This window comes from Okeania sp. SIO2B3 (assembly GCF_010672525.1).
Classification (GTDB): Bacteria; Cyanobacteriota; Cyanobacteriia; order Cyanobacteriales; family Microcoleaceae; genus Okeania.
The window spans coordinates 14,546-37,380 of sequence record NZ_JAAHGH010000041.1 but is presented as its reverse complement, the minus strand read 5'-3'; the positions used below and the strand labels follow the sequence as shown (position 1 = coordinate 37,380).

At 36.6% G+C, this 22,835-nt stretch carries 16 protein-coding genes and 1 pseudogene; 8 read left to right on the top strand and 9 right to left on the bottom strand.

Translation table 11 applies throughout. The features are described from left to right. The 4 genes and pseudogenes from F6K15_RS22540 to F6K15_RS22525 all read left to right on the top strand — a co-directional run. The coding region (locus tag F6K15_RS22540; RefSeq protein ID WP_293064580.1) for a Calx-beta domain-containing protein at positions 1 to 2,698 on the top strand (2,698 nt) is incomplete at its 5' end. A 367-nt stretch (positions 2,699 to 3,065) separates the two neighbouring features. Continuing rightward, positions 3,066 to 3,221, top strand: a pseudogene (locus tag F6K15_RS22535) (transposase); the annotation flags it as partial. Between the two features lie 685 nt (positions 3,222 to 3,906). Next, positions 3,907 to 4,452, top strand: a complete 546-nt coding sequence (locus F6K15_RS22530) for a tol-pal system YbgF family protein (protein ID WP_293064577.1) — start codon at positions 3,907 to 3,909, stop codon at positions 4,450 to 4,452. Positions 4,453 to 4,891: 439 nt separating this feature from the next. Next, positions 4,892 to 7,699, top strand: a complete 2,808-nt coding sequence (locus tag F6K15_RS22525; protein WP_293064575.1) for a tetratricopeptide repeat protein — start codon at positions 4,892 to 4,894, stop codon at positions 7,697 to 7,699. A 461-nt stretch (positions 7,700 to 8,160) separates the two neighbouring features. Here the strand turns inward: F6K15_RS22525 and F6K15_RS22520 are convergent, their stop codons facing one another. From F6K15_RS22520 to F6K15_RS22510, 3 genes are all read right to left on the bottom strand, one after another. After that, on the bottom strand, positions 8,161 to 8,487 hold the full coding sequence (locus F6K15_RS22520) for a hypothetical protein (RefSeq protein ID WP_293064572.1): 327 nt from the start codon (positions 8,485 to 8,487) through the stop codon (positions 8,161 to 8,163). Positions 8,488 to 8,718: 231 nt separating this feature from the next. Then, positions 8,719 to 8,880, bottom strand: a complete 162-nt coding sequence (locus F6K15_RS22515; protein ID WP_293064569.1) for a hypothetical protein — start codon at positions 8,878 to 8,880, stop codon at positions 8,719 to 8,721. A 43-nt stretch (positions 8,881 to 8,923) separates the two neighbouring features. Then, positions 8,924 to 9,691 (bottom strand): peroxiredoxin-like family protein, encoded by a 768-nt coding sequence (locus F6K15_RS22510; protein WP_293064566.1) that lies wholly within the window; start codon positions 9,689 to 9,691, stop codon positions 8,924 to 8,926. Between the two features lie 267 nt (positions 9,692 to 9,958). On the opposite strand from F6K15_RS22510, the gene F6K15_RS22505 reads away from it, so the two are divergent. Both F6K15_RS22505 and ftsH read left to right on the top strand, forming a co-directional pair. Then, positions 9,959 to 11,440 (top strand): transposase, encoded by a 1,482-nt coding sequence (locus F6K15_RS22505; protein WP_293064563.1) that lies wholly within the window; start codon positions 9,959 to 9,961, stop codon positions 11,438 to 11,440. Between the two features lie 1,172 nt (positions 11,441 to 12,612). Beyond that, a complete protein-coding gene (ftsH, locus tag F6K15_RS22500) occupies positions 12,613 to 14,478 on the top strand; it encodes an ATP-dependent zinc metalloprotease FtsH (RefSeq protein WP_293064560.1) in 1,866 nt (621 codons plus the stop codon). 278 nt (positions 14,479 to 14,756) lie between these two features. On the opposite strand, the gene F6K15_RS22495 is transcribed toward ftsH, so the two are convergent. From F6K15_RS22495 to F6K15_RS22480, 4 genes are all read right to left on the bottom strand, one after another. After that, positions 14,757 to 15,032 carry a hypothetical protein gene (locus F6K15_RS22495; RefSeq protein ID WP_293064557.1) on the bottom strand — a complete coding sequence of 92 codons (276 nt, stop codon included), beginning with the start codon at positions 15,030 to 15,032 and terminating at the stop codon, positions 14,757 to 14,759. Further along, positions 14,942 to 15,190, bottom strand: coding sequence for a zinc ribbon domain-containing protein (locus F6K15_RS22490; RefSeq protein WP_293064615.1), 249 nt, complete (start codon positions 15,188 to 15,190; stop codon positions 14,942 to 14,944). Before F6K15_RS22490 ends, F6K15_RS22495 begins: the two co-directional genes overlap by 91 nt. Before the next feature lie 320 nt (positions 15,191 to 15,510). Beyond that, positions 15,511 to 15,663, bottom strand: coding sequence for a hypothetical protein (locus tag F6K15_RS22485; RefSeq protein WP_293064554.1), 153 nt, complete (start codon positions 15,661 to 15,663; stop codon positions 15,511 to 15,513). Positions 15,664 to 15,743: 80 nt separating this feature from the next. After that, complete coding sequence (locus F6K15_RS22480; protein ID WP_293064552.1) at positions 15,744 to 16,106, bottom strand: helix-turn-helix domain-containing protein; 363 nt, start codon at positions 16,104 to 16,106, stop codon at positions 15,744 to 15,746. Between the two features lie 839 nt (positions 16,107 to 16,945). On the opposite strand from F6K15_RS22480, the gene F6K15_RS22475 reads away from it, so the two are divergent. After that, positions 16,946 to 17,329 carry a DUF4346 domain-containing protein gene (locus tag F6K15_RS22475; protein WP_293064549.1) on the top strand — a complete coding sequence of 128 codons (384 nt, stop codon included), beginning with the start codon at positions 16,946 to 16,948 and terminating at the stop codon, positions 17,327 to 17,329. A gap of 55 nt (positions 17,330 to 17,384) precedes the next feature. On the opposite strand, the gene psb32 is transcribed toward F6K15_RS22475, so the two are convergent. Both psb32 and F6K15_RS22465 read right to left on the bottom strand, forming a co-directional pair. Next, positions 17,385 to 18,110: a photosystem II repair protein Psb32 gene (gene psb32 / locus F6K15_RS22470; RefSeq protein WP_293064546.1), complete on the bottom strand. Its 726-nt coding sequence runs from the start codon at positions 18,108 to 18,110 to the stop codon at positions 17,385 to 17,387. A gap of 446 nt (positions 18,111 to 18,556) precedes the next feature. Beyond that, positions 18,557 to 19,219 carry a hypothetical protein gene (locus F6K15_RS22465; protein WP_293064543.1) on the bottom strand — a complete coding sequence of 221 codons (663 nt, stop codon included), beginning with the start codon at positions 19,217 to 19,219 and terminating at the stop codon, positions 18,557 to 18,559. Positions 19,220 to 20,147: 928 nt separating this feature from the next. Here F6K15_RS22465 and topA point away from each other — a divergent pair. After that, positions 20,148 to 22,772 (top strand): type I DNA topoisomerase, encoded by a 2,625-nt coding sequence (topA, locus tag F6K15_RS22460; RefSeq protein WP_293064541.1) that lies wholly within the window; start codon positions 20,148 to 20,150, stop codon positions 22,770 to 22,772. The last annotated feature ends 63 nt before the right edge of the window (positions 22,773 to 22,835 follow it).

Genomic DNA, 22,835 nt, shown 5'->3' with positions numbered 1-22,835 from the left:
TCAAGGTGTTGATTTTGGCAACCCTTTTCCTAACCCTATTTTCTTTGCAGATGGAGTAACACAACAAACTGTCAGTATTCCAATTTTTGATGATTCTATAATTGATGGAAATAAAACTGTTAATTTGAGTTTGACCAACAATGTTACTGGTGATGCAATTATTGGTCAACCTGCTACTGCTACTCTCAACATTCTTGATAATGAAGTTCCACTCCCTCCAATAGCTAACCCCGATACTGCAAATATAACTCAAGGGGACCCACCTATAACTATTAATGTCTTGGCAAATGATCAAGGAGAATCTCTAGAGATTATTGGTTTTGATAATTTTAGCCAAGCAGGAAATAACGTTACTATAGATGGTATTAACAACCAAATTATCTATAGTCTCGCTCCAGGGTTTACAACTACCCAACCTTTCACAGATACATTCAATTACACTATTAGCGATAATAACCCAAATACTCTTGACTCTACGAGTACAGTTAGGGTTGTAGTTAATCCGCAACCTGAATTTCCAGGAAGTATTAGTGGAAATATATTTAACGATATTAACCTTAATGGTTTATTCGATTCAGGAGAAACAGGATTAGGAGATATTACTGTTTTCCTAGATATTAATCAAAATGATACTCTTGACCCCAACGAACCACAAGCTACTAGAGATGGGTTTGGTTTCTATAGCTTCTCTAACTTATTACCAGGTAACTATACAGTCAGAACAATTTCTCCTCAACCTAATGCTACTCTCACAACTGCAGCAGAGTTTCCTGTTTCCTTGTCTTCTAGTCAAAATGTTAATGATGTTAACTTCGGTTATAGCATTGCCAACTCAGGTACTCTCCAATTTAGCAATCCCACTTTTAGCGTGACAGAAAATGACACCGTTGCTACAGTCACAATAAATCGTACTGATGGAAGTGATGGAGTAGTTAGTGCTAATATCAACCTTTCCAGTGAGACGGCAACTCAAGGTGTTGATTTTGGCAACCCTTTTCCTAACCCTATTTTCTTTGCAGATGGAGTAACACAACAAACTGTCAGTATTCCAATTTTTGATGATTCTATAATTGATGGAAATAAAACTGTTAATTTGAGTTTGACCAACAATGTTACTGGTGATGCAATTATTGGTCAACCTGCTACTGCTACTCTCAACATTCTTGATAATGAAGTTCCACTCCCTCCAATAGCTAACCCCGATACTGCAAATATAACTCAAGGGGACCCACCTATAACTATTAATGTCTTGGCAAATGATCAAGGAGAATCTCTAGAGATTATTGGTTTTGATAATTTTAGCCAAGCAGGAAATAACGTTACTATAGATGGTATTAACAACCAAATTATCTATAGTCTCGCTCCAGGGTTTACAACTACCCAACCTTTCACAGATACATTCAATTACACTATTAGCGATAATAACCCAAATACTCTTGACTCTACGAGTACAGTTAGGGTTGTAGTTAATCCGCAACCTGAATTTCCAGGAAGTATTAGTGGAAATATATTTAACGATATTAACCTTAATGGTTTATTCGATTCAGGAGAAACAGGATTAGGAGATATTACTGTTTTCCTAGATATTAATCAAAATGATACTCTTGACCCCAACGAACCACAAGCTATTAGAAATGGGTTTGGTTTCTATAGCTTCTCTAACTTATTACCAGGTAACTATACAGTCAGAACAATTTCTCCTCAACCTAATGCTACTCTCACAACTGCAGCAGAGTTTCCTGTTTCCTTATCTTCTGGTCAAAATGTTAATGATATTAACTTTGGTTATAGCATTGCCAACTCAGGTACTCTCCAATTTAGTAACCCCAGTTTCAGCGTGAGAGAAAATGAAACCTTTGCTACAGTGACAGTTATTCGTACTGGTGGAAATGATGGAGGAGTTAGTGCCAATATTAATCTTTCCAATGGTACAGCAACCCAGGATATTGATTATGGCAACCCTGTTCCTCAGACTATTTTCTTTGCAGATGACCAAACCGAACAAACTATTAATATTCCTATTGTTAATGATGACTCAGTCGAGAATACCGAAACTGTCAATTTAAGTTTAAGTAACGTTACTGGTGGAGCGAATATTGGTCAACCTGCTACTTTACAAATTATTGATGATGACGAGCTACTCCCACCACCTCAACCTTTTATTACTAGGGTGTTGGGTTTTGATGGTGAATTTAACAATTTTAATGATGTCGAGTCTGTTCCAGTTACTCCCCCTCAAGATCCTCCTAACCTACGATTTTCTGATAATACTGTAGCTTTAGTAAGTAGGAATGAAATAGGAGGCCAAGGAAGATTTGATGGTACTCCTAGTAATAATACTGTTATTGCCTACGATATACCAAACCGAGAATTAGGGTTCGAGCTGGATGCTATTGTGATTGATTTAGCTGAAGTAATTGGTCAGATAGGTGAAATTGAGTCTGGTAATCTTGCCTTTGACTATGCTTCTCCTAACAGAAGTCACAATGTGAGGTTTTTCAATGAAAATCGTCAGGATATTGGCCAAGGAGCAACTTTAAGTCCGACTATTCCTGTTCCTGGCCAACCAAATAATTTTAGTAACTTTAGCCGTCAAAGTATTTCAATTCCAGGGGATACTCGGTTTATTAGTATTGGCAGTGAATCTACCGAAATTGGTATTGATAATTTACAGTTGACATTACAACCAGAAATATAGCGCTATACACAAGTCATTTCAGTGATCAGTTATCAGTACCATTGCTGAATAATCAGGCGATCGCTACCTTGTGAGTATCCTCTCAATACTATTGGACAATAGTTAAATTATAGTCATTGCGGAATAATCAAGGCGATCGCTACCTTGTGAGTATCCTCTCAATACTATTGGACAATAGTTAAATTATAGTCATTGCGGAATAATCAGGCGATCGCTACCTTGTGAGTATCCTCTCAATACTATTGGACAATAGTTAAATTAAGAGGCTGTTTGTAAAGAATTATAGTCAGGACTTATATCAAATCCGTTGGCTTCGGAGTAATATAATTCCCTTGATTATTATACAATGCGTAGGGGCGAATGGCCATTCAAAGGTAGGTCATCGAGACTGTTGCGACTGGAGTTTCCTGAGCTATGCAAACTGCCTAGTTTATGGACTCACAGCTATTTTTATGACACTACGGGGAAGGTCAGCACCGCTAAGATTTTGGAATACATTAATGACCCTCATCACGGCGGTTGAAACCGCCGCTCGTTTTTCCGCCCCGAACTAAAGTTACGGGGCGTGACCTTACTCCCGAAATTTTTCCGTGTTGTTTATCTTTCAGGATTAATATATAATCTTTATATAAGCAATTTATCTTAGTTATTTCTACAGAGAAAACTAAGTAAATATATCTATTTTTAACTATTTAGGAGTTATCAAGAGTAGTTTATACCAAAAGTTATTTTATTCATACTAATTAGATTCATAATAGATCTAAATGTATGAAGCTATTAACAAGCTATCAGCTAAAATCGGCGGGTTCGGCGTCCCCCACGCTTATTTGAAAAAGCGCGTGGTGTGCGTGTTCTGGGGGTTTGTAGACGCGGAGTGGCAACTCTAGAGTATCCCCCATCATACGCCTTGAGAGCTGACCGCTGACCGCTGACTGCTATTTTCAAGAGTGAGGACTAAAATAGCCGAAACACCAATAGGGACAAGGGGATGACATGGCTCTAAAGTCCCAATGTTAAAATTTTGCATAACCTCCCGACTGTTATAAATAATTAAGTTTATAACTTAAAAATGATCGGTATTATCCTGGAGGAACTAATATATATTTAATCTTTTGAGGCTATTTTGAAGGTATTGTTTACTAAAGTCCTACTATCCAGTCAAAATTTTTGAGAAAGATTTTGTAGTAGATTTATTGAGGTGTTAATCTATGCGTTATTGGATCAACTATCTTGGAGTTATTACCACTGCTTTAGCCTTAAGTTTCCCTACATTTGAGGGATTACACCAAGGAAAAGAGTGGAAAATTTCACCTGTATTTGCTCAGGATATTTCTTATAGTAGCTCTAATAATCAATCTGAAATAAGTAGGCTGTTAAAAGAGGGTGAGAAATATTATCAAAATGAGCAATACGAACAGGCATTAGAAAAATTTCAGCAGGTATTAAAATTACGACGAGACAAAGGAGATTTACTTTCAGAAGGTCGTGCTTTATTCTATGTAGGGGCAACTTATGAAAAGCTAGGCGAAGGTGAGAAAGCTAAGGATTACTATTGGGAAGTTGTAGGAGTATCTGAAGAAGTTGGAAATTCCGATACAGCTACAATTATTCATAAATATTTATGTAGAACTCCAGCAGGAAAAAAATACTTGAATAAAGATGGACTTGATGTTATTCAATACTGTAAAGGAATTGAGGGAGACTCTGGTAGTGTAACTCTTTTATTTGATGAAGATGGCAAAAAAGAAGAATAATAACTCAAATCTATTTCTCCAGAAAAGAGGGAGTAGGGGTTCAACAATTAATAATTAACAATTACCTCTCCTTTAAAACTAAGAGGATTGACGAACAGGAAAATTTTTCTTTATTATCCCCTTAAAAGAGGAGTCTTTAAACCACAATTTTTCGGTAAATAATTAATAATTGATGTAGGATAATTGATTTAATTTTTTATGACCGCCAGATGTCTAGTAGACATCTCGACCAAAAGAGGAAGTAGGGATGTTCCATGGAACATCCCTACGAGAGTAGGCGGAAAGAATTAATAAATAAGAGTTCGATAATTAATTTTATTTTTGATAATCACCAGATGTCTAATAGACTCACCAATGAATTAATGGAACTAAGTAATAGCTTTAGCGATCGCCCATTATTTGGTAATTGCTAAAGCTGAATATATAAAAAATAGAAAAAATGTTTAAAAGTAGTGGAAGGAGAGTAATTAAAAGACTCATAAAATTTTTTCTAATCTGCTGCTTAAGTTTAACTTTTTACTTATGCTACGAAACAGTATTTCCTCAAATATTAAATGCTGACCAACCTCAAAATCAGCTAATATCTCAAACTCCACAACAAACTGAAGCAGAAGAACTTTATCAACAAGGTCAACAGTTCTACAATGATGGTCAATATCAAGCAGCTTTAGAAACTTATCAAAAAGCTTTAGAAATATTCCAATTATTATACAGATTATCAGATAATTCTACTCATTCTCTATCTCTAAAAATAAGTGAAACCTTTCACAGTATTGGAGCCACTTATCAAAAACTAACTGACTATCCCCAAGCATTCGAAAATCATCAACAAGCATTAAAAATACGTCGTGAAATTAATGACAAACAAGGTATTGGTAGTAGTCTAAATAGTATTGGTGCTATTTATCTTCTCCAGGGAAATTATGACCAAGCTTTAAATTACTTGCAGGAAGCTTTAGAAATACGTCAAGAATTAGGAGATTTAGTTAGAGTTGGGCGAACTCAGAATAATATAGCAGCAATTTATCAAAATAAAGCTCAATATTTTCCAGCATTAGAATATTATCAACAAGCTCTACAAACATTCCAGGAATTAGAAAATTTTCAAGGTGAGGCAGCAGTTACTAACAACATCGGCTTAATTTATCAAGAATTAGGTCAGTATGAAAAATCCTTAGAGTGGTATCAAAATGCTCTAGAAATTTATCAAGCAAATAATAATAAAAATGGCGAGGGAAATACAATAAATAATATTGGACTTACCTATAAATTGCAAAAAAAATATGACCAAGCATTAGAATATTATCAACAAGCTTTAACAGTTAGAGAACAAATAAATGACAAAGCAGGAATAGGGCAAAGCCTGAATAATATCGGCTTAATTTATGATGAAAAAGGCGAATACCAAAAAGCACTAGAATATTTGCATCAAGCATTAACAATTTTCCAGGAAATAGGCAATAAAACAGAAGAAGGACGTATCCTAGATAGCCTCGGCACAGTTTATAAAAGCCTCAGAGAATATACCCGAGCAGAAGACTACTATCGCCAAGCTTTAACTATCCAAAGAAATGTAGGCGATCGCGCCAGTGAAAGAATAACTTTAAGTAATATTGGAGATTTGTTAGTTGCAGAAAAACAGCCAGAATTAGCCATTATTTTGTATAAGCGCTCTGTCAATGTCACAGAATCAATTCGGCAAAATTTACAAAATTTTCCCCTAGATAAACGGCAATCTTATGCCGAAAAAATTGCTGATACTTATCGTCGTTTAGCAGATTTATTATTACAGCAAAACAGAGTCATAGAAGCTCAACAAGTTTTAGATTTATTGAAAGTTCAAGAACTAGAAAATTACCTCAACAATATAGAAGATAACGAACAAACTTTTGTAGGAATAGAATTATTACCTCAAGAACAAGAAATATTGGATAACTTTACCGCTATCCAAGATAAAGCAGTACAGGTGAACAAAGAACTCACAGATTTACAGAATATATCACCCACGGATAGGTCGAAAGCTCAACAACAACGTATTACCGATCTAGAAACAGAACAAAAGCAAATTCAAGTAGAATTTCATAACTTTATTTCCAACGAAAATATCGTCAAAATTATAGAGCAACTTAAGCAAAAAACTGGTGGAGAAAGTATAGATATTACTAATCTAAGTAAATTACAAAATATACTCAAAATCAAGCAAAATGCTGTACTACTATATCCATTAATTTTAGACGATAGGATAGAATTAGTATTAGTCAAAAGTACAGGATTACCAATACATCGTTCAATTCCGATTAATAAAACACAGTTAAAAAATGCAATTATTGACTTGAGAGCAGCTTTGACATACCCGAGAAAAATAACTAGCAACGAGGTAGCACAAAAAGCAGGTCAAAAATTATATAAATTGTTAATAGAACCTTTAGAGACAGATCTATTTTTAGCGCAAACTAAAACTATTATTTATGCTCCTGATGGTTTATTACGTTATATTCCAATAGCAGCTTTATACGATGGAAAAAAATGGTTAATAGAAAGGTTTAACATCAACAATATTACTGCAGCAAGTCTGACTAATTTCAACAGTAAACCTCTAGGTAAACTCCGAGTATTAGCCGCAGCTTTTAGTCAAGGAAATTATAAATTTCTTGTGGGTTCTAGAGAATTTAGATTCTCAGGACTAAAATTTGCCGGACAAGAAGTAGAAACCTTAGCCAAGATGATTCCTAATACGACAAAACTACTGAATCAAGCCTTCAATTGGAATGAAATTATTTCACGGGTTAATAAATACAATATTCTACATTTTGCCACCCATGCAGATTTTGTCAATGGGCAACCAGAAGATTCTTTTATTTTATTTGGTGATGGCAGTCGTTTAACTTTGCGGGATATTACAAACTTATCCTTACCTAATATTGATTTAGCAGTTTTGAGTGCTTGTCGAACAGGAGTAGGTGGTATTTTAAAAGATGGTTCAGAAATATTAGGGTTGGGTTATCAGATGCAACGTGCAGGGGTGAAAACATCTTTGGCAAGTTTGTGGCAAGTTGACGATCTAGGAACGCAAGTGCTGATGATTAAATTTTATCGAGCATTGAAAACAGGCAATATCACAAAAGCAGAAGCATTGCGAAAAGCACAGCTAGCTTTGATAAATGGGAGTATTAATGAAGAAGAGGCAAAAAGGTTGAGACATCCTTATTATTGGGCACCATTTATTTTGATTGGTGATGGGTTGTAGGGGAGTGTGGGGAGTGTGGGAGGTGTGGACAGATAATCATAGATTTTTATAGATTATTGTAGGTTTCTAAGAATCGTTGTTTTGTTCAACAATTTAAGTATCATTCAATTTCAAGGGAAAATCATTGACAGTTACGGACAAAGTTTATTGTCATTTCTGACCATTAGTCATTGCACTTTTCGGTAATTCTCAGAGGATATTTGAAAAGTCGAGTATTTTGTAAAAAAGCTCTCTCAGTATAGGCTGTAAATGGATATTAAACAGCACTGAGAAAGCAGCTATGAGTAAAGTTTATGGTATGTCATTGATTAGTCCGGAACTATGAGTTATGACCCAAAACATCTGAGACTCTTTAATATTTTGCTATGATCCGAATCATGGTGAGACGAATAGTATAATATTTGACTTCTGAAAAGTTTTCAAACGTCCTCTGAGTTTGGAACAATATCAATCACTCATTTTTAATATAAAAAGTTAGATATTGTTTTTTCTGAACCCAAAGTATACTGTAAATCTTCTATATTAGTTAATGCTAATTTTACGATAAAATCTTTAGCTTTTTGATGAAATTCTCTAAAATGTTCCTTTAACAGTTTTTCTTGTTCAAGTTCAGCGCCTGTATAAAATATATAATTAACACTCGCGAGCATTGCTAAAGTAGAAGTAACTGCTACTACAATAGCAGGAAAATCTAAAACTCCTGTTGGTGGAAAAAATGATTTTACAGCTAAAAATAGATTAGAAACAGGAGTTTCAGTTACAAATACTGGAACTACCGTAAACTTCATTGAGCATAGTTAAATAATACAGGAAATAATACAGGAAAAACATCGGCAATTACGAACAAAGCCTGTGGTAATTTCTCACCATTATATCATGTCCGGTTGAACAGTGATAAATAAATAGCTACGGAGGAGTCAGGAGTCAGGAGTCAGGAGGAAAGAGGGAAGAGGGAAGAAAGAAGAACAACAGGAGAAGAAGGAGAAAGTTTTTTTATGACTAATTATCCGGACATGATATTAGTCATTACACTTTTCAGCAATTCTCCTACCTTCCAAGAGAGTTGGCAAATTACCCCTCCCTTGGGTAAAGACTCCTAACAAAATTCTCCTCCCAATCTTTTCGCTAATAAATGGCTGTGCGTTGTAGCCCGTCATGTCTACACCAGGCTGTTTAGCCATAATGATAGTTGTTGGCTATTCTCTATTCCCTGTTGCCTACTCCCTACTCTAAAACAAAAGATAAAGGATTACTTTTATTAAAAGCAAAATCTAGAATACCCCGATCGCAATGTTTGTACAGCAAGTCCCCCTGACTATCAAACAGAAAAGTTGCACCTCTTTGAGTCAAATAAGCAGAATTAGGCACATAAGTTGACCAATGACTCAGAACTTCCGTCATATTTCTTAACCTCAGTGTCGCTAGTTCAAAAGGACGTTGAAAACCTGTTCCACCTGCTAGCTTAAAAAATGAACCCTTTAGAGGTGGTAAAGGTTTAGCATGGATAACTTCATCATCACCAATCAATTGAGGTGCTTTTTTATCCCCAAGATAACCTCTAAACACCTCCCCTAAAGTACCAGGACTACCAATACCAGCACACATCAACATTAAATTGACCCAAGCACTTTGACCTGTAGTTAATAAAGGGAATTTAGAAGTTAATCCCTGATATAGTTCTAATTCTTGATGTAATTGAGCATCTGGGTCAACAAACAGACATTCCGTAGGAAACCCAGTATATCCACAAAATTTCAAACCTGAAGCGCGATCGCCAATACCAATTGCCCGTATTGTCACACCTTTAGCTTGCAACTTTGCAGACTCTCGTTGTAACCACCAAGCATATTCTAGATTATCAAAATCGCCCAATTGTGACCAAATTAACACTAAAAGACGATTAACATTCTCACAACCACTGAAGATAGGTGAAATTTCGCCATCACTAATTCTGAGACGTTGACTTTGCTTTAGGATCTGGTAGATATTCATAGAATTTAATGTTATTTATAACTGATTATCTGATTTTATATCATGTCCGGTTGAATACTTATAAATAACGAGGGAGGAGTCAGAAGGAAGAGGAAAAGAAAGTTTTTTACCCCACTATTAAACGGAGATGATATTAGTTAGGAAAAAACTCCTTTCTACCTCTCTGATAACTGATAACTGAAATGACTTTCGACTCTACTGACTCCTGAAATATCATCAATTTATTCAGCAACGCCTTTTTTTCAATCAAAGCTATGATAAGCTGTTATGCATTTAAACGACATAGAGCAATTACAGACACAACTCAAAGAATTACAAGAAGAAAACCAACGCTTAAAAGACGAAAACAACCGTCTGAAGGGAGAACAACAACAGCCAAAAATTAAAGCCAAAAAACCAAGAGGATTTTCCCAAAACTACTCATCAGAAAAAGAAAGAAAACAACCTCAAAACCATTCAAAGGGCAGTAAAAAATCTCAGCTCAAAATAGATAGAGAAGAAATATTAGAGTATCCGATGGAATTACTGCCGATGGATGCACAGTTTAAAGGTTACAAAGAAGTAATTATTCAAGATATTTCCTTGGAAACCGATAACGTATTATTCCTGAAAGAGAAATACTACTCACGCTCTACGCGAAAAACCTATTTGGCAGAATTACCAATAGGTTATGAAGGAGAATTTGGCCCGGGGATTAAAGCCTTAATCATAAGTTTGTACTATGGGGCAAATATGACCCAAGGCAAACTGTTAGAGTTTTTAGAGGATATAGGCATCTCTATTTCAGCAGGAAATTTGTCCAATTTATTAATCAAAAACCAGGCTGTTTTTGAAACAGAAAAAAGCGAAATCTATGAAGCCGGACTATTGAGTAGTCCTTGGCAGCACTTTGACCAAACAGGAGCCCGTGTGGGAGGGGTCAACTATACTGCGAATGTAGTGTGTAACCCTCTTTATACGGTTTATTTTACCACTGCCAACAAAGATCGATTAAGTGTACTTCAAGGTTTACTTGATGGACGAGAACTAGAGTTTATTCTTAATCCCCTGACCAATTCACTGTTGGAGACCTTACATATACCAGATAAATGGAAGAGGTCTCTCAAATTGTTGCCCCAAGAAAAAGTATTGAATTCCACAGAGTTTAATGGGCTACTAGATAGATATTTACCATTATTAGGACCTCTTCAACGTAAACGTATTTTAGAAGCAGCAGCAATCGCTTTTTATCATCACCAAACTGACTGGCCAGTTATACAAACTCTCTTATGTGATGATGCACCGACCTTCAAGTTACTAACTGATGAGTTGGCTTTATGTTGGATACATGAGGGACGACATTATAAAAAGTTAACTCCCAAGGTTAATTATCATCAAAAACTCCTGGAACAATTCTTGGATGATTTTTGGGTGACTTCCCGAGACTTACTTGCTTATAGAGATGCTCCCACACTTTCAACAGCCCATAGATTACGCTCTGAATTTTCTCGACTTTTCACTACTGAGAGTGGTTATCAGCAGTTGGATGAAAGAAAACGATTAACTGCGACTAAAATCTCGGAGTTGCTGTTGGTGTTAGAGCATCCGGAATTGCCATTACATAATAACCCGGCGGAGTTAGCTGCTAGGACTATGGTGAGAAGACGCCATATCAGTTATGGAACTCAGACGATTGAAGGGACTGCATCTTGGGATACTTTCATGTCCCTTGTTGCTACTACTCGTAAGCTGGGACCCTCGCTTTTTTGAATATGTACGCGATCGCATTTCTAATCTGAGAAATATTCCCTCTCTGGCAACTATTATTTACGATCGCTCTGTTCTTAATTCCTTTGGTTGGTCTTGGCAACTATAAAATCATTGCCTACCCCATCATATTGAGTGGATACACTTTCTGGATAAATAATTTCTGGTTTAGTATTAGTTGTTAGTTCTTGTACCATACTTTTTGATTATGATTTTTTCGGTGGGAAAATCTTAGACCAAGTTCGATCTATCAAAAATATTTTTAATTATTACCTTTTCTCTGTTATGGCGTTTCTCAAGTTACTGAGGTACAGTTGTTTTTCTTATTTTCTATTCCCTATTCCCTACTCCCTACTCCCTACTCCCTAAAATCAAGGAATTTTGTACTTCACGCTTTTTGGGAATTGCTATATCTTAATTAATTAGCAAAAACTCCATATTTTATATTACAGTAAATTTCAGGATAGTAAGGTACAGTTTAAGACCAATCTATAATTTTTATTCATTCCCTATTCCCTACTCCCTACTCCCTACTCCCTAAAATCAAGAAATTTTGTACTTTATCAACTAGAAAACTGCTGTCTAATACCATTTTCAAAAAAGAATGTTACGAATAATTTGGCTGATTAAAAGATTTTATAGGAGATGTCCCTTGAACTAATATCATGTTCGGTGGAATACTTATAAATAACTGCTGTGAGGAGTCAGGAGTCAGGAGGAAAGAAAAGAGGAAAAGAGGAAATATTGGAGGAAAGTAAAGATAATTTCAGTATTTATTTGGTACTGTCGGTATTGTCAGTCCTTAAATTTTATTTATCAAAATAATATGGGTCTAAAACCCCGCCTTTTAAGGCGAAATATTTTTGGATAGTTGCTCAAATCCCCGTTACAAAAAGAACTTCTGTAAGTCGCCAATCCGGCGACTCCCCTATCTGACTTCTGACTTCTGACTTCGTTAAAACTGACCCGTCCGAGCATGATATAAAAAGATAATTTCTGACCTAAAAAATAATATTGAAGCCATTCATTCTGACTCCTGACTCCTGACTCCTAAGAAGTAACCTAGTTATTTATAACAAATATTTATCAAACTGCTATAATAAACTATTAGTCTCAAATAAACGTTCAATTTTTGACTATTTGAATCTACAGTTCACAATTATATCTCAATAAATATGAGTCTGAAAAAGAAACCAAAAATTCCTAATAAGCGTCAGATTGGTAGTGCATTATTAATTTTGGCAGGTCTGTTCTTAGTATTAGCAGTATATACTGCTAGGCCACGCCGTAAACCTCCTCGTGTTCCTTACAGTGTCTTTATTCAACAAGTAGAAAACGGACAGGTAGTGGGAGTTCAAGTAGATGAAGAAAAAATTTTATATCGTCTCAAAGGAGAAGAAGGTAAACCCGGACCTTTACTTACTACTACTCCAATAAATGACTCCCAACTACTTCAGCGTTTAGAAGATAATAAAGTTTTATTTCAAGCTGCACCACCTCAAAGTCGCTGGGTTGCTATTCTCTTAAACTGGGTAATTCCGCCTATCATATTAGTATTAGCATTTCAGTTTTTTATGAATCGCGGTTCTCAAGGTGCTCTGTCAATGAGTAAAAATAAAGCGAAGGTTTATGTCGAAGGAGAATCAGATAAAATTACCTTTGCTGATATTGCTGGAGTGGAAGAAGCAAAGACAGAATTAACAGAAATTGTAGACTTCTTAAAATCACCTCAACGCTTCACTGAAATTGGAGCCAGAATTCCTAAAGGTTTATTATTAGTCGGACCTCCTGGAACAGGTAAAACTTTATTAGCAAAAGCAGTGGCAGGAGAAGCAGGAGTACCTTTTTTTAGTATATCTGGTTCGGAATTTGTAGAGCTATTTGTTGGTACTGGTGCTGCTAGAGTTCGTGACTTATTTAAAGAGGCAAAAAAGAAGGCTCCTTGTATTATTTTTATTGATGAAATAGATGCAATTGGTAAGTCAAGAACCAGTGGTAATTTTCACAGTGGCGGTAATGATGAACGAGAACAAACTCTCAATCAATTACTAACAGAAATGGATGGTTTTGGTGCTGGAGATTTGACAGTTATTATCTTAGCTGCTACTAACCGTCCAGAAGCTTTAGATGCTGCTTTATTACGTCCGGGAAGGTTTGATAGACAAGTATTAGTAGACCGCCCCGACTTATCTGGTCGTGAAGCAATTTTAAATATTTATGGCAAAAAAGTTAAGTTAGGAGAAGATGTAGATTTACATAAAATAGCAGTAAGAACCTCTGGTTTTGGCGGTGCAGATTTAGCTAATCTTGTTAATGAAGCTGCTTTATTAGCTGCTAGAAATCAAAGGCAAACTGTGGCACAAAAAGACTTTGCTGAAGCTATTGAAAGAGTAATTGCTGGCTTAGAAAAAAGAAGTAGGGTTTTGAGCGATCACGAAAAGAAAATAGTGGCTTATCATGAGGTTGGTCATGCTTTAGTTGGGGCGATAATGCCTGGTAGTGGTAAGGTGGAAAAAATATCTATTGTACCAAGAGGAATGGCAGCATTAGGTTATACTTTGCAACTTCCTACTGAGGATAGATTTTTAAGAAATGAACAAGAAATTAGAGGGCAAATTGCTACTTTTTTAGGAGGACGTGTAGCGGAGGAAATTATATTTGGAAATATTACTACTGGAGCTTCTGGAGATTTACAAAAAGCTACTGATTTTGCCGAGCAAATGGTAACAACTTATGGCATGAGTAAAGTATTAGGACCTTTAGCTTATGAACGGAGTGGTAAAGGAGGATTTTTGGCGAATGGTGGGATGAATTCTCGTCGTTTATTGAGTGAAAAAACTGCTGAAGCAATTGATAATGAAGTTAAGGAAATTGTAGAGAAAGCTCATCAACAAGCTTTAGATATTTTGAATCATAATCGAGATTTGTTGGAAAAGATTTCTCAGAAAATTTTAGTACAAGAAGTCATAGAAGGTGAGGAGTTATATAATTTATTAGACCAGGCGCAACCGCCTTGGGAAAGGCAGCTTAATTTGAGCTAAGTAAAATTCTCAATGACAGGAATATTACAGAGCAAATAGAAGCTTGGTTTTTAATAAACTGGGCTTTTATACCCATATTATTTAGTTTCGCAACACTTAGCTATAGTGATACCATTTCTCAAAAAGAATACTATACTTGATGATGCTATCATATATATGTTATATGTAAAAAAAATTAGTTAGATATGCAATCGCATACTGGTTTTGCGAGTCGAAACAGGTCTATAAAAATTTTTAAATATACCTGCTTTCTCTAAGGCTTCAATGATGAACTGCCATTATATTAATGAAGCTACAAAATTATGGTTAATATTTTGTCTGATTTTGTCAATAAATTGTCTTAAGTCTGATAACTGCTCTATAAAACTGACACAAAGCGTCACATAACGTAACAAATTGATAGCGTAGCTCCGACCTAGGAGGCTTTTTACTTCCTGCTTCCACTGAGGCCGTCGGCGGTTACTCATCCACAGGCATTCACGGTCGTTTGCTTTTGCTTCGCAAAACTGGCGTAACGCAACGCTGGCGCGAAACGCGTTAGCGTTGCGGAGCAAACCGACCGCATCTCTCGCTCTTTATACTGGCGTTTAAATCTCAATAAGATTGACAAGCCACATTCTGGACAGTCATAAGTCCTTACATTTAAGGGCATATCTTGAACATGACCACAATTCGAGCAAGTTTTTGATGATGGAAAAAACCTATCAACTATTACTAATTCAGAACCGTACCACTGTGTTTTATATTCTAGTTGACGCTTGAATTCATAAAAACACTGTCTACTAATGGATTTAGGTAGTTTTCGGTTAGCTTTTCATGTCGCGCAGCGAAACATTCCACTAACGTTTAAATCTTCTATGACAATAGTGCCGTGGTTTTTGGCTTGCGTATGTTGTCAATTTATGAAGTGTTTCTTTACGGATGTTAGCTACTTTTGCGTGTAGCTTGGCAATTTTGAGTTGTGAAGAACGCCAATTAGCTGAACCAATTTCTTTATTCCGGTTTAGATATTGTAGAAGGGATAGCTTGGCTTCAAACTGGCGGTATGACTTGACAATGCGCAAAAACTTTCCCATCACTTAAAGTTGCTAATGTCTTAATGCCTAAATCTACACCTACAACTTCAGTAGTTTTTGGTGTTGGATATTGAGTAAATTCATAACTCAAACCTTTTGTACCAATCACCTGCGTGTTTACTAATAGTTATTTTTTTAGTTGTTGCTTCAATCGGTTCATAAGTTTTTACCCATCCGATGAAAGGTAATTTATGATTCCATCCATTTAATTCTATTGGTTTTCCACCGGTTTTCTATTGTGAATGAATCAGACCTACCTTTCTTCTTAAACTTTGGATATTGACCTAACCCTTGAAAGAATCTTTTAAATGCTTCACCTAAGTTTATGTTTGCGCAGCATTCCGTAGGAAAAGCGTATTGATAAACTCTAGACGACAAGTTTTTCATCCAGGGATAGAGTGGTTTTGTGTGATTGGTAAACACCTCTCTTAGCTTACGTTTGCGCAGCATTCCGCAGGAAGCATTTGGCTTGTAACCATCTTTATATGCCTGATTCCATAAACTTAAACCCCAGTTATAACACCATCTGCTATAACCTGCGTGTTGAGCCATCAGAGTTTTCTGCTTATTATTAAGTTTCAGCTTTGTAATGATAGATTTCATATATGGGTGAGTGCAACCTGTCTAAAAGTATGCTTATTGACGCATTATATCGTTATTCTCTGATTAAGTCAATGCTCCTTAAATATTATCCACTTCAATTTCTGTTTAATTGCTAACCATAACCTCTCTATCGGATTAACTTCACCCACAGTAACTTGGTTGAAATAATCACATAATATTATCAGGAATTGTTAAGTTTAATGATTGATGGCTCCCTGCGTTAGAAAGCGTTTATAAAGTAAATCTTAAGGAAAAAATCTTTCTATTTGCTGGGTTAGGGCTTGTATTGATCGCGAAAAATTACAGTCCTATGGCTGCCTAATACCAATTTAAAAGGTGATAAAAAGACTTTTCAGTAGATGTCCCTTTGACTAAAAAGATGATTTATGGACTAATAAATGATATCGAAGACATTCATTCTGACTCCTGTAGAGGCGAATGGCCATTTGCTGACGCAAAGCTGACGCTTTACATGTTGCGGAGCAAAACGCCCCTACGACTCCTGACTCCTAAAAAATACCCTAGCTATTTGTAGCGATCGCGTCATATTAAAAATCTATGTCTGGAATACTAAAAATTAATATTACGGAGTCAGAAGAAGTCCTAAAAAAGACGTTTTTGCCCAGCATAAAGCCAATCTGGGATTTGTTTGGGGATAGGCTCAGGTATAATCTCCTTTCGATCAAAGATTGAGATAATTTTATTTTACTTTTTTCCTAAAGTCTAGATATTAACCCTCCAATAAAAATGTAGAATAAAATATAGATAATTTTAAGTAAGATGGAACTATGAATCTAACACTTGAAGAAGTAAACACCATTGATGAAAAGCTTTCTAGACGTCATATAGACCTCGATTCAGGTGGTTACTTTATTATTTTTATTGACCGAGAAGCAGGTTTAATATGTGCAAAACACTTTACTAATATTATTGACGACCGTGGTTTGGCTATAGATCCAGAAACAGGAAAACCGATTCCAGCAAAAGGCAAAGTAGAACGTACTCATACGAGAATATTTACTGCGAGAACTGCAAAAGAAATATGTGTAAAAATATTGGAAGAAACCCGCCCCTGTCCAGTTACAATGTTAGATCATGCTGCTTATTTGGGGCGGGAATTTGTGCGTGCAGAAATGGCTTTATTAACTGGTAAGGAATATATTCAGGATTAATTGAATTAAGGATAAGGACCCGAAATTATACTTTTATTATTCTCCTTAATTTCTATCAAGAAAAACCTTGATACCAGAAATAAGTAACCATTGGTACAATGGTAGCTACAACTAACAATACAACCACTAAAATAGTTGCACTTTGATCGTCAGTTTCTTCTGCTGATTTAAAAGTAGCTACTACTTGTGTTGCCAGCTCATCCTTAACTTCCGGAGGGCCTGGATCGGGTTCTCCAGATAATACAGTACTCAGGCGATCGCTAGCTGCTAAAAAAGCTTCATTGTATTTGTTGCCATCTCTAATCGGTACTTGAATGGTTTCATCAACTACACTCTGAGTAATTTCATCAGACATCAGTTCTTTAACTGCATTGCCGATCTGAATAGCATCATTATTGGTAAGAGTATCTAATACTATTAAAGTTTGATTAGCTTTTGTTTCTAGAGTGGGAAACCATTTGTCAAATAGCTTTTCCGTAAAACTATCCACGGTCTCACCATAGTCTAGGCGACGGATAGTCACAAATCTAACTTCATTACCAGTACTATTGGCCAAACTTTCTAAGGTATTGTTCAGTTTACTCTTTGTTATTCGACTGAAAACTTCAGCATCATCAACAATGAATGTGTGATCGCCTGCCGCTAAACTTGGCATTTGATAAACTCCAGTTGCATATGCAGAAGATACAGGCAAGATAGTAGTCATAATAATTAATAGCAGAGATACTATTAAAGTTTGGAGATTTTCAAATTTGAAGGTTTTATTGAATAGTTGTACCATCAGATACTTTTCAGTTTTTGGTAAAAGTTAATCTTTTTGAGAGTTACAGCTTTTTGCCATAGTCAATGACAGTGGGAAAGCTTTACTAGACTTTACTTACTTTATCATTATTATTTATTTATAGACAGCAAAAAACTAAACAGAACCCACGCACTGTTACTCAAATCATCTTTTCGAGGCTAATATTGATCTAAGTAGAGCAGGCTAAAAAAAAGAAGTTGTATTTTTAATCAAAAAACCCCTAAAGGTAATAAATATAAATTTTTGAGCTAATTTACAATTTTGATACATAGCACCAAAAATTTACCATGTTCTACTTAGTTGGTTTCCCTAACTTTTAATGTTTGACTTTTTTTTATCTTTTCTGTGGCGAGTTTAATACCTCACCGTCCACACGGTGCTTAAAATTGTTTGGGATTTGTAGGCAAGAAGTGGCCTTTCGTTGACTATCCATAAGCAATTTTCTCTTCTACCTCTTTTGGTGCGCATCCCCTTTCTTGGTCAGCATTCCCTCTCTTGGTGCGCGTTCCCTCTCTTGGTGCGCTACCAGATGCGACTGTCGTCGTCGCGGGGTCGCACCGCTTCTGCCTTCTGCCCTCTACCTTCTTCAATTTTGACCTCTGCTGAACTACTTCCGGTGGCGGACCATAATCTCCATTAGAGAAATATTTTCGCTCCACTAGAACTTCTGGTTCTACTTCAATCCACAGACGGGCACCCCCGGCTTGACTTTTATTCGGTTGATGGGGTTGATAAACAATTTGACAAGGTCCGTTAATTTTCAGGGCATGGCAATAATCCTTTTTATCTCCCACTTTAACGGCAACTACTGGGTGAGAAGTTTTATTGTCTCGGTTATAGTCAATAGTTTTTCGTAGAACATGAACAATAGTCTTGGCTTTACGTCGAAGTTTATTCCAAGTCCCTTGCGGACCACGACTACCTGATTTAATTTCTGGCATTCCCCGATGATTGAGGGGAATCATCCAAAGTCTTTTGATTTTATGAGCACCTTGAACACGGCCTTGATTAAGCAGGGTTCGCAATCTACCTGTTGAAATATTAAGCAGAAAAGCTGCTTGTGTTGTAGTTACTATTGAGATAGTCATAACTATAACGTCTGAGTTTTTTTAAATTTTGACGTAAATGAGGATTTGATTTTTATTTTAGATATTGCTAACTATAATAGCAGAAAAAGTCCAGATTTGACAAGAGGAAGAGTAAAATATTTGCTCAGCATTTCCTTACGCCTGATGGTGGCGCGGGATCTGACCACAGTTTTTAAGGTGCGTTATCGGCTAGATAGCTAGGTTTTTAGAGTGGTTGATAGGATGTTATACCAATTTTAAAAAAGAATGCTACAAAAAGGTAGACCTTGATCGGATATGCTTAAAAATAGCTATTCCAGTTCATTTTAGATAGTTATTTATATTGTTTTTCCCTTTTTTTCAATATTTATCCCTTCTTCCTTCTTTCCTCTTCCTTCTTTCGTAGGGACTATGCAACGTCCCTACCATTTGTAACAAACATTGATCAAATTGGTATTAGATGTGTTGAAGTTGAGGGTTTATTGAGGAAATCCTAAATCACAGCAAAAGTAAAATTCTTGCTTTTTGCTTTTAAATATAAAAAAAATATTAATTATATTGACAATAATAATAAGTCATGCTAGCAAATCGTATAAGGTAATTACTAAATTAAAGCTTATGTCCATCAAAAATATAGCTGATTGCAGATAAGTTAATTATGAACATAGAGCAAAACCCAGAATGCTCTAATTCTCCGTTCTCTGTTAAGTAAAAATCTAAAAACCCAGTAACTTAATATCTGAATTAATATCTGATAAAGTTGCAAATTGCTATAGATTTTGGCAGAAACAAAAAATTAAGATAGCGTAGAAAAAATAGGACTTTATCCTGTAATGCCTAACCAAACTAAACAATAAAATTCTATTTCTCCTGACCCATTGACCACTGGTGCATATCATTCCTAACCTAAATATAAAATCCCAGCTTGTAACATCCTAAATAAAGTTTTATGTCAACCCTTGTTATTGTCGAATCTCCCACTAAAGCCCGCACTATCCGTAACTATCTACCCTCCGACTATCGGGTCGAGGCATCCATGGGTCATGTGCGTGACCTGCCACCTTCTGCTGATGAAATACCAGAAAAATATAAAGGAGAAAAATGGGCACATCTAGGTGTAAACGTAGACTCAAATTTTGAACCCCTCTACGTAGTCCCTAAAGACAAAAAGAAAACCGTCAAAGAACTGAAAGATGCTTTGAAAGAAGCTGATGAATTAGTTCTGGCCACAGATGAAGACCGGGAAGGGGAAAGTATTAGTTGGCATTTACTGCAACTACTAAAACCGAAAGTTCCTACCAAGCGGATGGTATTCCACGAGATTACCCCAGAAGCTATCCGTAAGGCGATCGAAAACTGTCGCAACATAGATGAGCAGTTAGTCAGGGCACAAGAAACAAGGCGTATTCTAGACCGACTGTACGGTTATACTCTCTCACCTGTACTGTGGAAAAAAATAGCTTGGGGTCTCTCTGCAGGAAGAGTACAGTCAGTAGCAGTTCGACTATTGGTAAACCGAGAACGTCAACGTCGAGCTTTTAAACAAGGAGGTTATTGGGATTTAAAGGCTAGTTTAGAACAGGCAAAAAAACCTTTTGAGTCTAAACTTGTTACCCTTGGGGGTACAAAAGTAGCTACTGGTAGTGACTTTGATGAGAATACAGGCAAAATAGCTGAGGGTAGAAATGTTGTTTTGTTGGATGAGGCTCAAGCAGAAGCTTTAAAGGAAAGACTGCAAGATAAGCCTTGGACTGTTAGTAATGTTGAAGAACGAGCTGTTAAACGTAAACCATCCCCACCATTTACCACTTCTACTTTGCAACAGGAATCTAACCGTAAACTAAGAATGGGTGCTAGACAAACAATGCGGACAGCTCAAAATCTATACGAACAGGGTTTTATTACCTATATGCGGACAGACTCAGTTCATTTGTCCGATGAGGCGATCGCTGCTGCTCGGAATTGTGTTGAGAAAATGTATGGTCTAGAATATCTTAGTCCCCAACCACGACAATACACTACTAAAAGTAAAGCTGCTCAGGAAGCCCATGAAGCTATTCGTCCTGCTGGTCAAACTTTCCGCACGCCCCAGGAAACAGGATTGAATGGTCAAGAACTTGCTCTTTACGACTTAATATGGAAACGGACAGTAGCTTGCCAAATGGCTGACTCTCGTCAAACCCATATAACAGTTAACCTGCAAGTAGAAGATGCGGGTTTTCGTTCTAATGGTAAGCGTATAGACTTTCCTGGTTTTCTCCGGGCTTATGTTGAAGGTTCCGATGACCCAGAGGCAGCTTTGGAAGATCAAGAAGTACCTTTACCTCCTTTGAAACAAGGCGATCACCCAAGTTGCAAAGATATAGAAGTGGTGGGACATGAAACTCAACCACCTGCTAGGTTTACTGAAGCATCTCTGGTAAAAACTCTGGAAAGTGAAGGTATTGGCCGTCCGAGTACCTATGCGAGTGTTATTGGTACTATTGTTGACCGTGGCTATGCCAAACTTCAGAATAATGCTTTAGTTCCGACTTTTACTGCTTTTGGTGTAACAAGTCTATTAGAAAAGCACTTTCCTGAATTTGTCGATGTTAAATTTACCGCCCGTATGGAACAAACTCTGGATGATATTTCTACTGGTGAAGTTCAGTGGTTACCTTATCTAAGAGAATTTTATTCTGGAGAAAGTGGGTTGGATACTCAAATTAAGGAACAGCAAGAGCAAATTGACCCTAAGTTAGCCCGCACTATTGAATTGGATAATTTGGATGGCGAACCAGAAATGACTTATCGTATCTGTATTGGTAAGTTTGGTGCTTATATTGAGGCAGAAAATGGTGAAGGTGTTGTCAAGGCTTCTATTCCTGAAGATTTAACTCCATCAGACTTAGACCCAGAACAAATAGAGAAACTGCTGAAGCAAAAAACAGAGGGTCCAGAGGTGGTAGGAGTTCACCCGGAAACTGGCGATACTATTTATATGACGACTGGTCGCTACGGTCCTTATGTACAATTAGGTGAAGAGTTGGAGGGTAGTAAGAAAAAACCAAAGCGAGCTTCTTTACCCAAGGGGGTGAATCTGGAGGATGTGACTCTGGATATGGCGGTAGGGTTATTGTCTTTACCTCGTACTTTGGGTGTTCACCCAGAAACGGGTTGCAAAATTCAAACTAATTTAGGACGTTTTGGTCCTTATGTTGTTCACGACCAAGGTAAGGAGGTTGGTAAAGATTATCGTTCTTTGAAAGCGGGGGATGATGTTTTGACTATTACTTTGGAACGTGCTTTGGAGTTATTAGCTCAACCTAAAGCTAAACGTGGTAGTCGTGCTAAGGCTGCACCTCCACTTAAAGATTTAGGTAAACATCCTGAAGATGGTGAGGCAGTGGGTATTTATGATGGTCGGTATGGACCTTATGTGAAGCATGGTAAGATTAATGCTTCTTTGCCAAAGGATACGGCTGTTGAGGATGTGACTTTGGAGCAAGCGATAGGACTTTTGAAGGCAAAAGCTGGAAGTAAAAAGTCTGGTCGTGGCAGGAAGTCTACAAAGTCAAAAGCGGAAAGTAATTAGGAGGTTAGGAGTCAGGAGTCAGAAGTCAGAATAAATGGGAACCATAGAGTGAAGTAGGAGGAA

Excerpts from the sequence above, each read along its gene's own strand:
- F6K15_RS22530 (WP_293064577.1), top strand. The coding sequence starts at position 3,907 with ATGCGTTATTGGATCAACTATCTTGGAGTTATTACCACTGCTTTAGCC.
- F6K15_RS22525 (WP_293064575.1), top strand. The coding sequence starts at position 4,892 with ATGTTTAAAAGTAGTGGAAGGAGAGTAATTAAAAGACTCATAAAATTT.
- F6K15_RS22520 (WP_293064572.1), bottom strand. The coding sequence starts at position 8,487 with ATGAAGTTTACGGTAGTTCCAGTATTTGTAACTGAAACTCCTGTTTCT.
- F6K15_RS22515 (WP_293064569.1), bottom strand. The coding sequence starts at position 8,880 with ATGGCTAAACAGCCTGGTGTAGACATGACGGGCTACAACGCACAGCCA.
- F6K15_RS22510 (WP_293064566.1), bottom strand. The coding sequence starts at position 9,691 with ATGAATATCTACCAGATCCTAAAGCAAAGTCAACGTCTCAGAATTAGT.
- F6K15_RS22505 (WP_293064563.1), top strand. The coding sequence starts at position 9,959 with ATGCATTTAAACGACATAGAGCAATTACAGACACAACTCAAAGAATTA.
- ftsH (WP_293064560.1), top strand. The coding sequence starts at position 12,613 with ATGAGTCTGAAAAAGAAACCAAAAATTCCTAATAAGCGTCAGATTGGT.
- F6K15_RS22480 (WP_293064552.1), bottom strand. The coding sequence starts at position 16,106 with ATGGCTCAACACGCAGGTTATAGCAGATGGTGTTATAACTGGGGTTTA.
- F6K15_RS22475 (WP_293064549.1), top strand. The coding sequence starts at position 16,946 with ATGAATCTAACACTTGAAGAAGTAAACACCATTGATGAAAAGCTTTCT.
- psb32 (WP_293064546.1), bottom strand. The coding sequence starts at position 18,110 with ATGGTACAACTATTCAATAAAACCTTCAAATTTGAAAATCTCCAAACT.
- F6K15_RS22465 (WP_293064543.1), bottom strand. The coding sequence starts at position 19,219 with ATGACTATCTCAATAGTAACTACAACACAAGCAGCTTTTCTGCTTAAT.
- topA (WP_293064541.1), top strand. The coding sequence starts at position 20,148 with ATGTCAACCCTTGTTATTGTCGAATCTCCCACTAAAGCCCGCACTATC.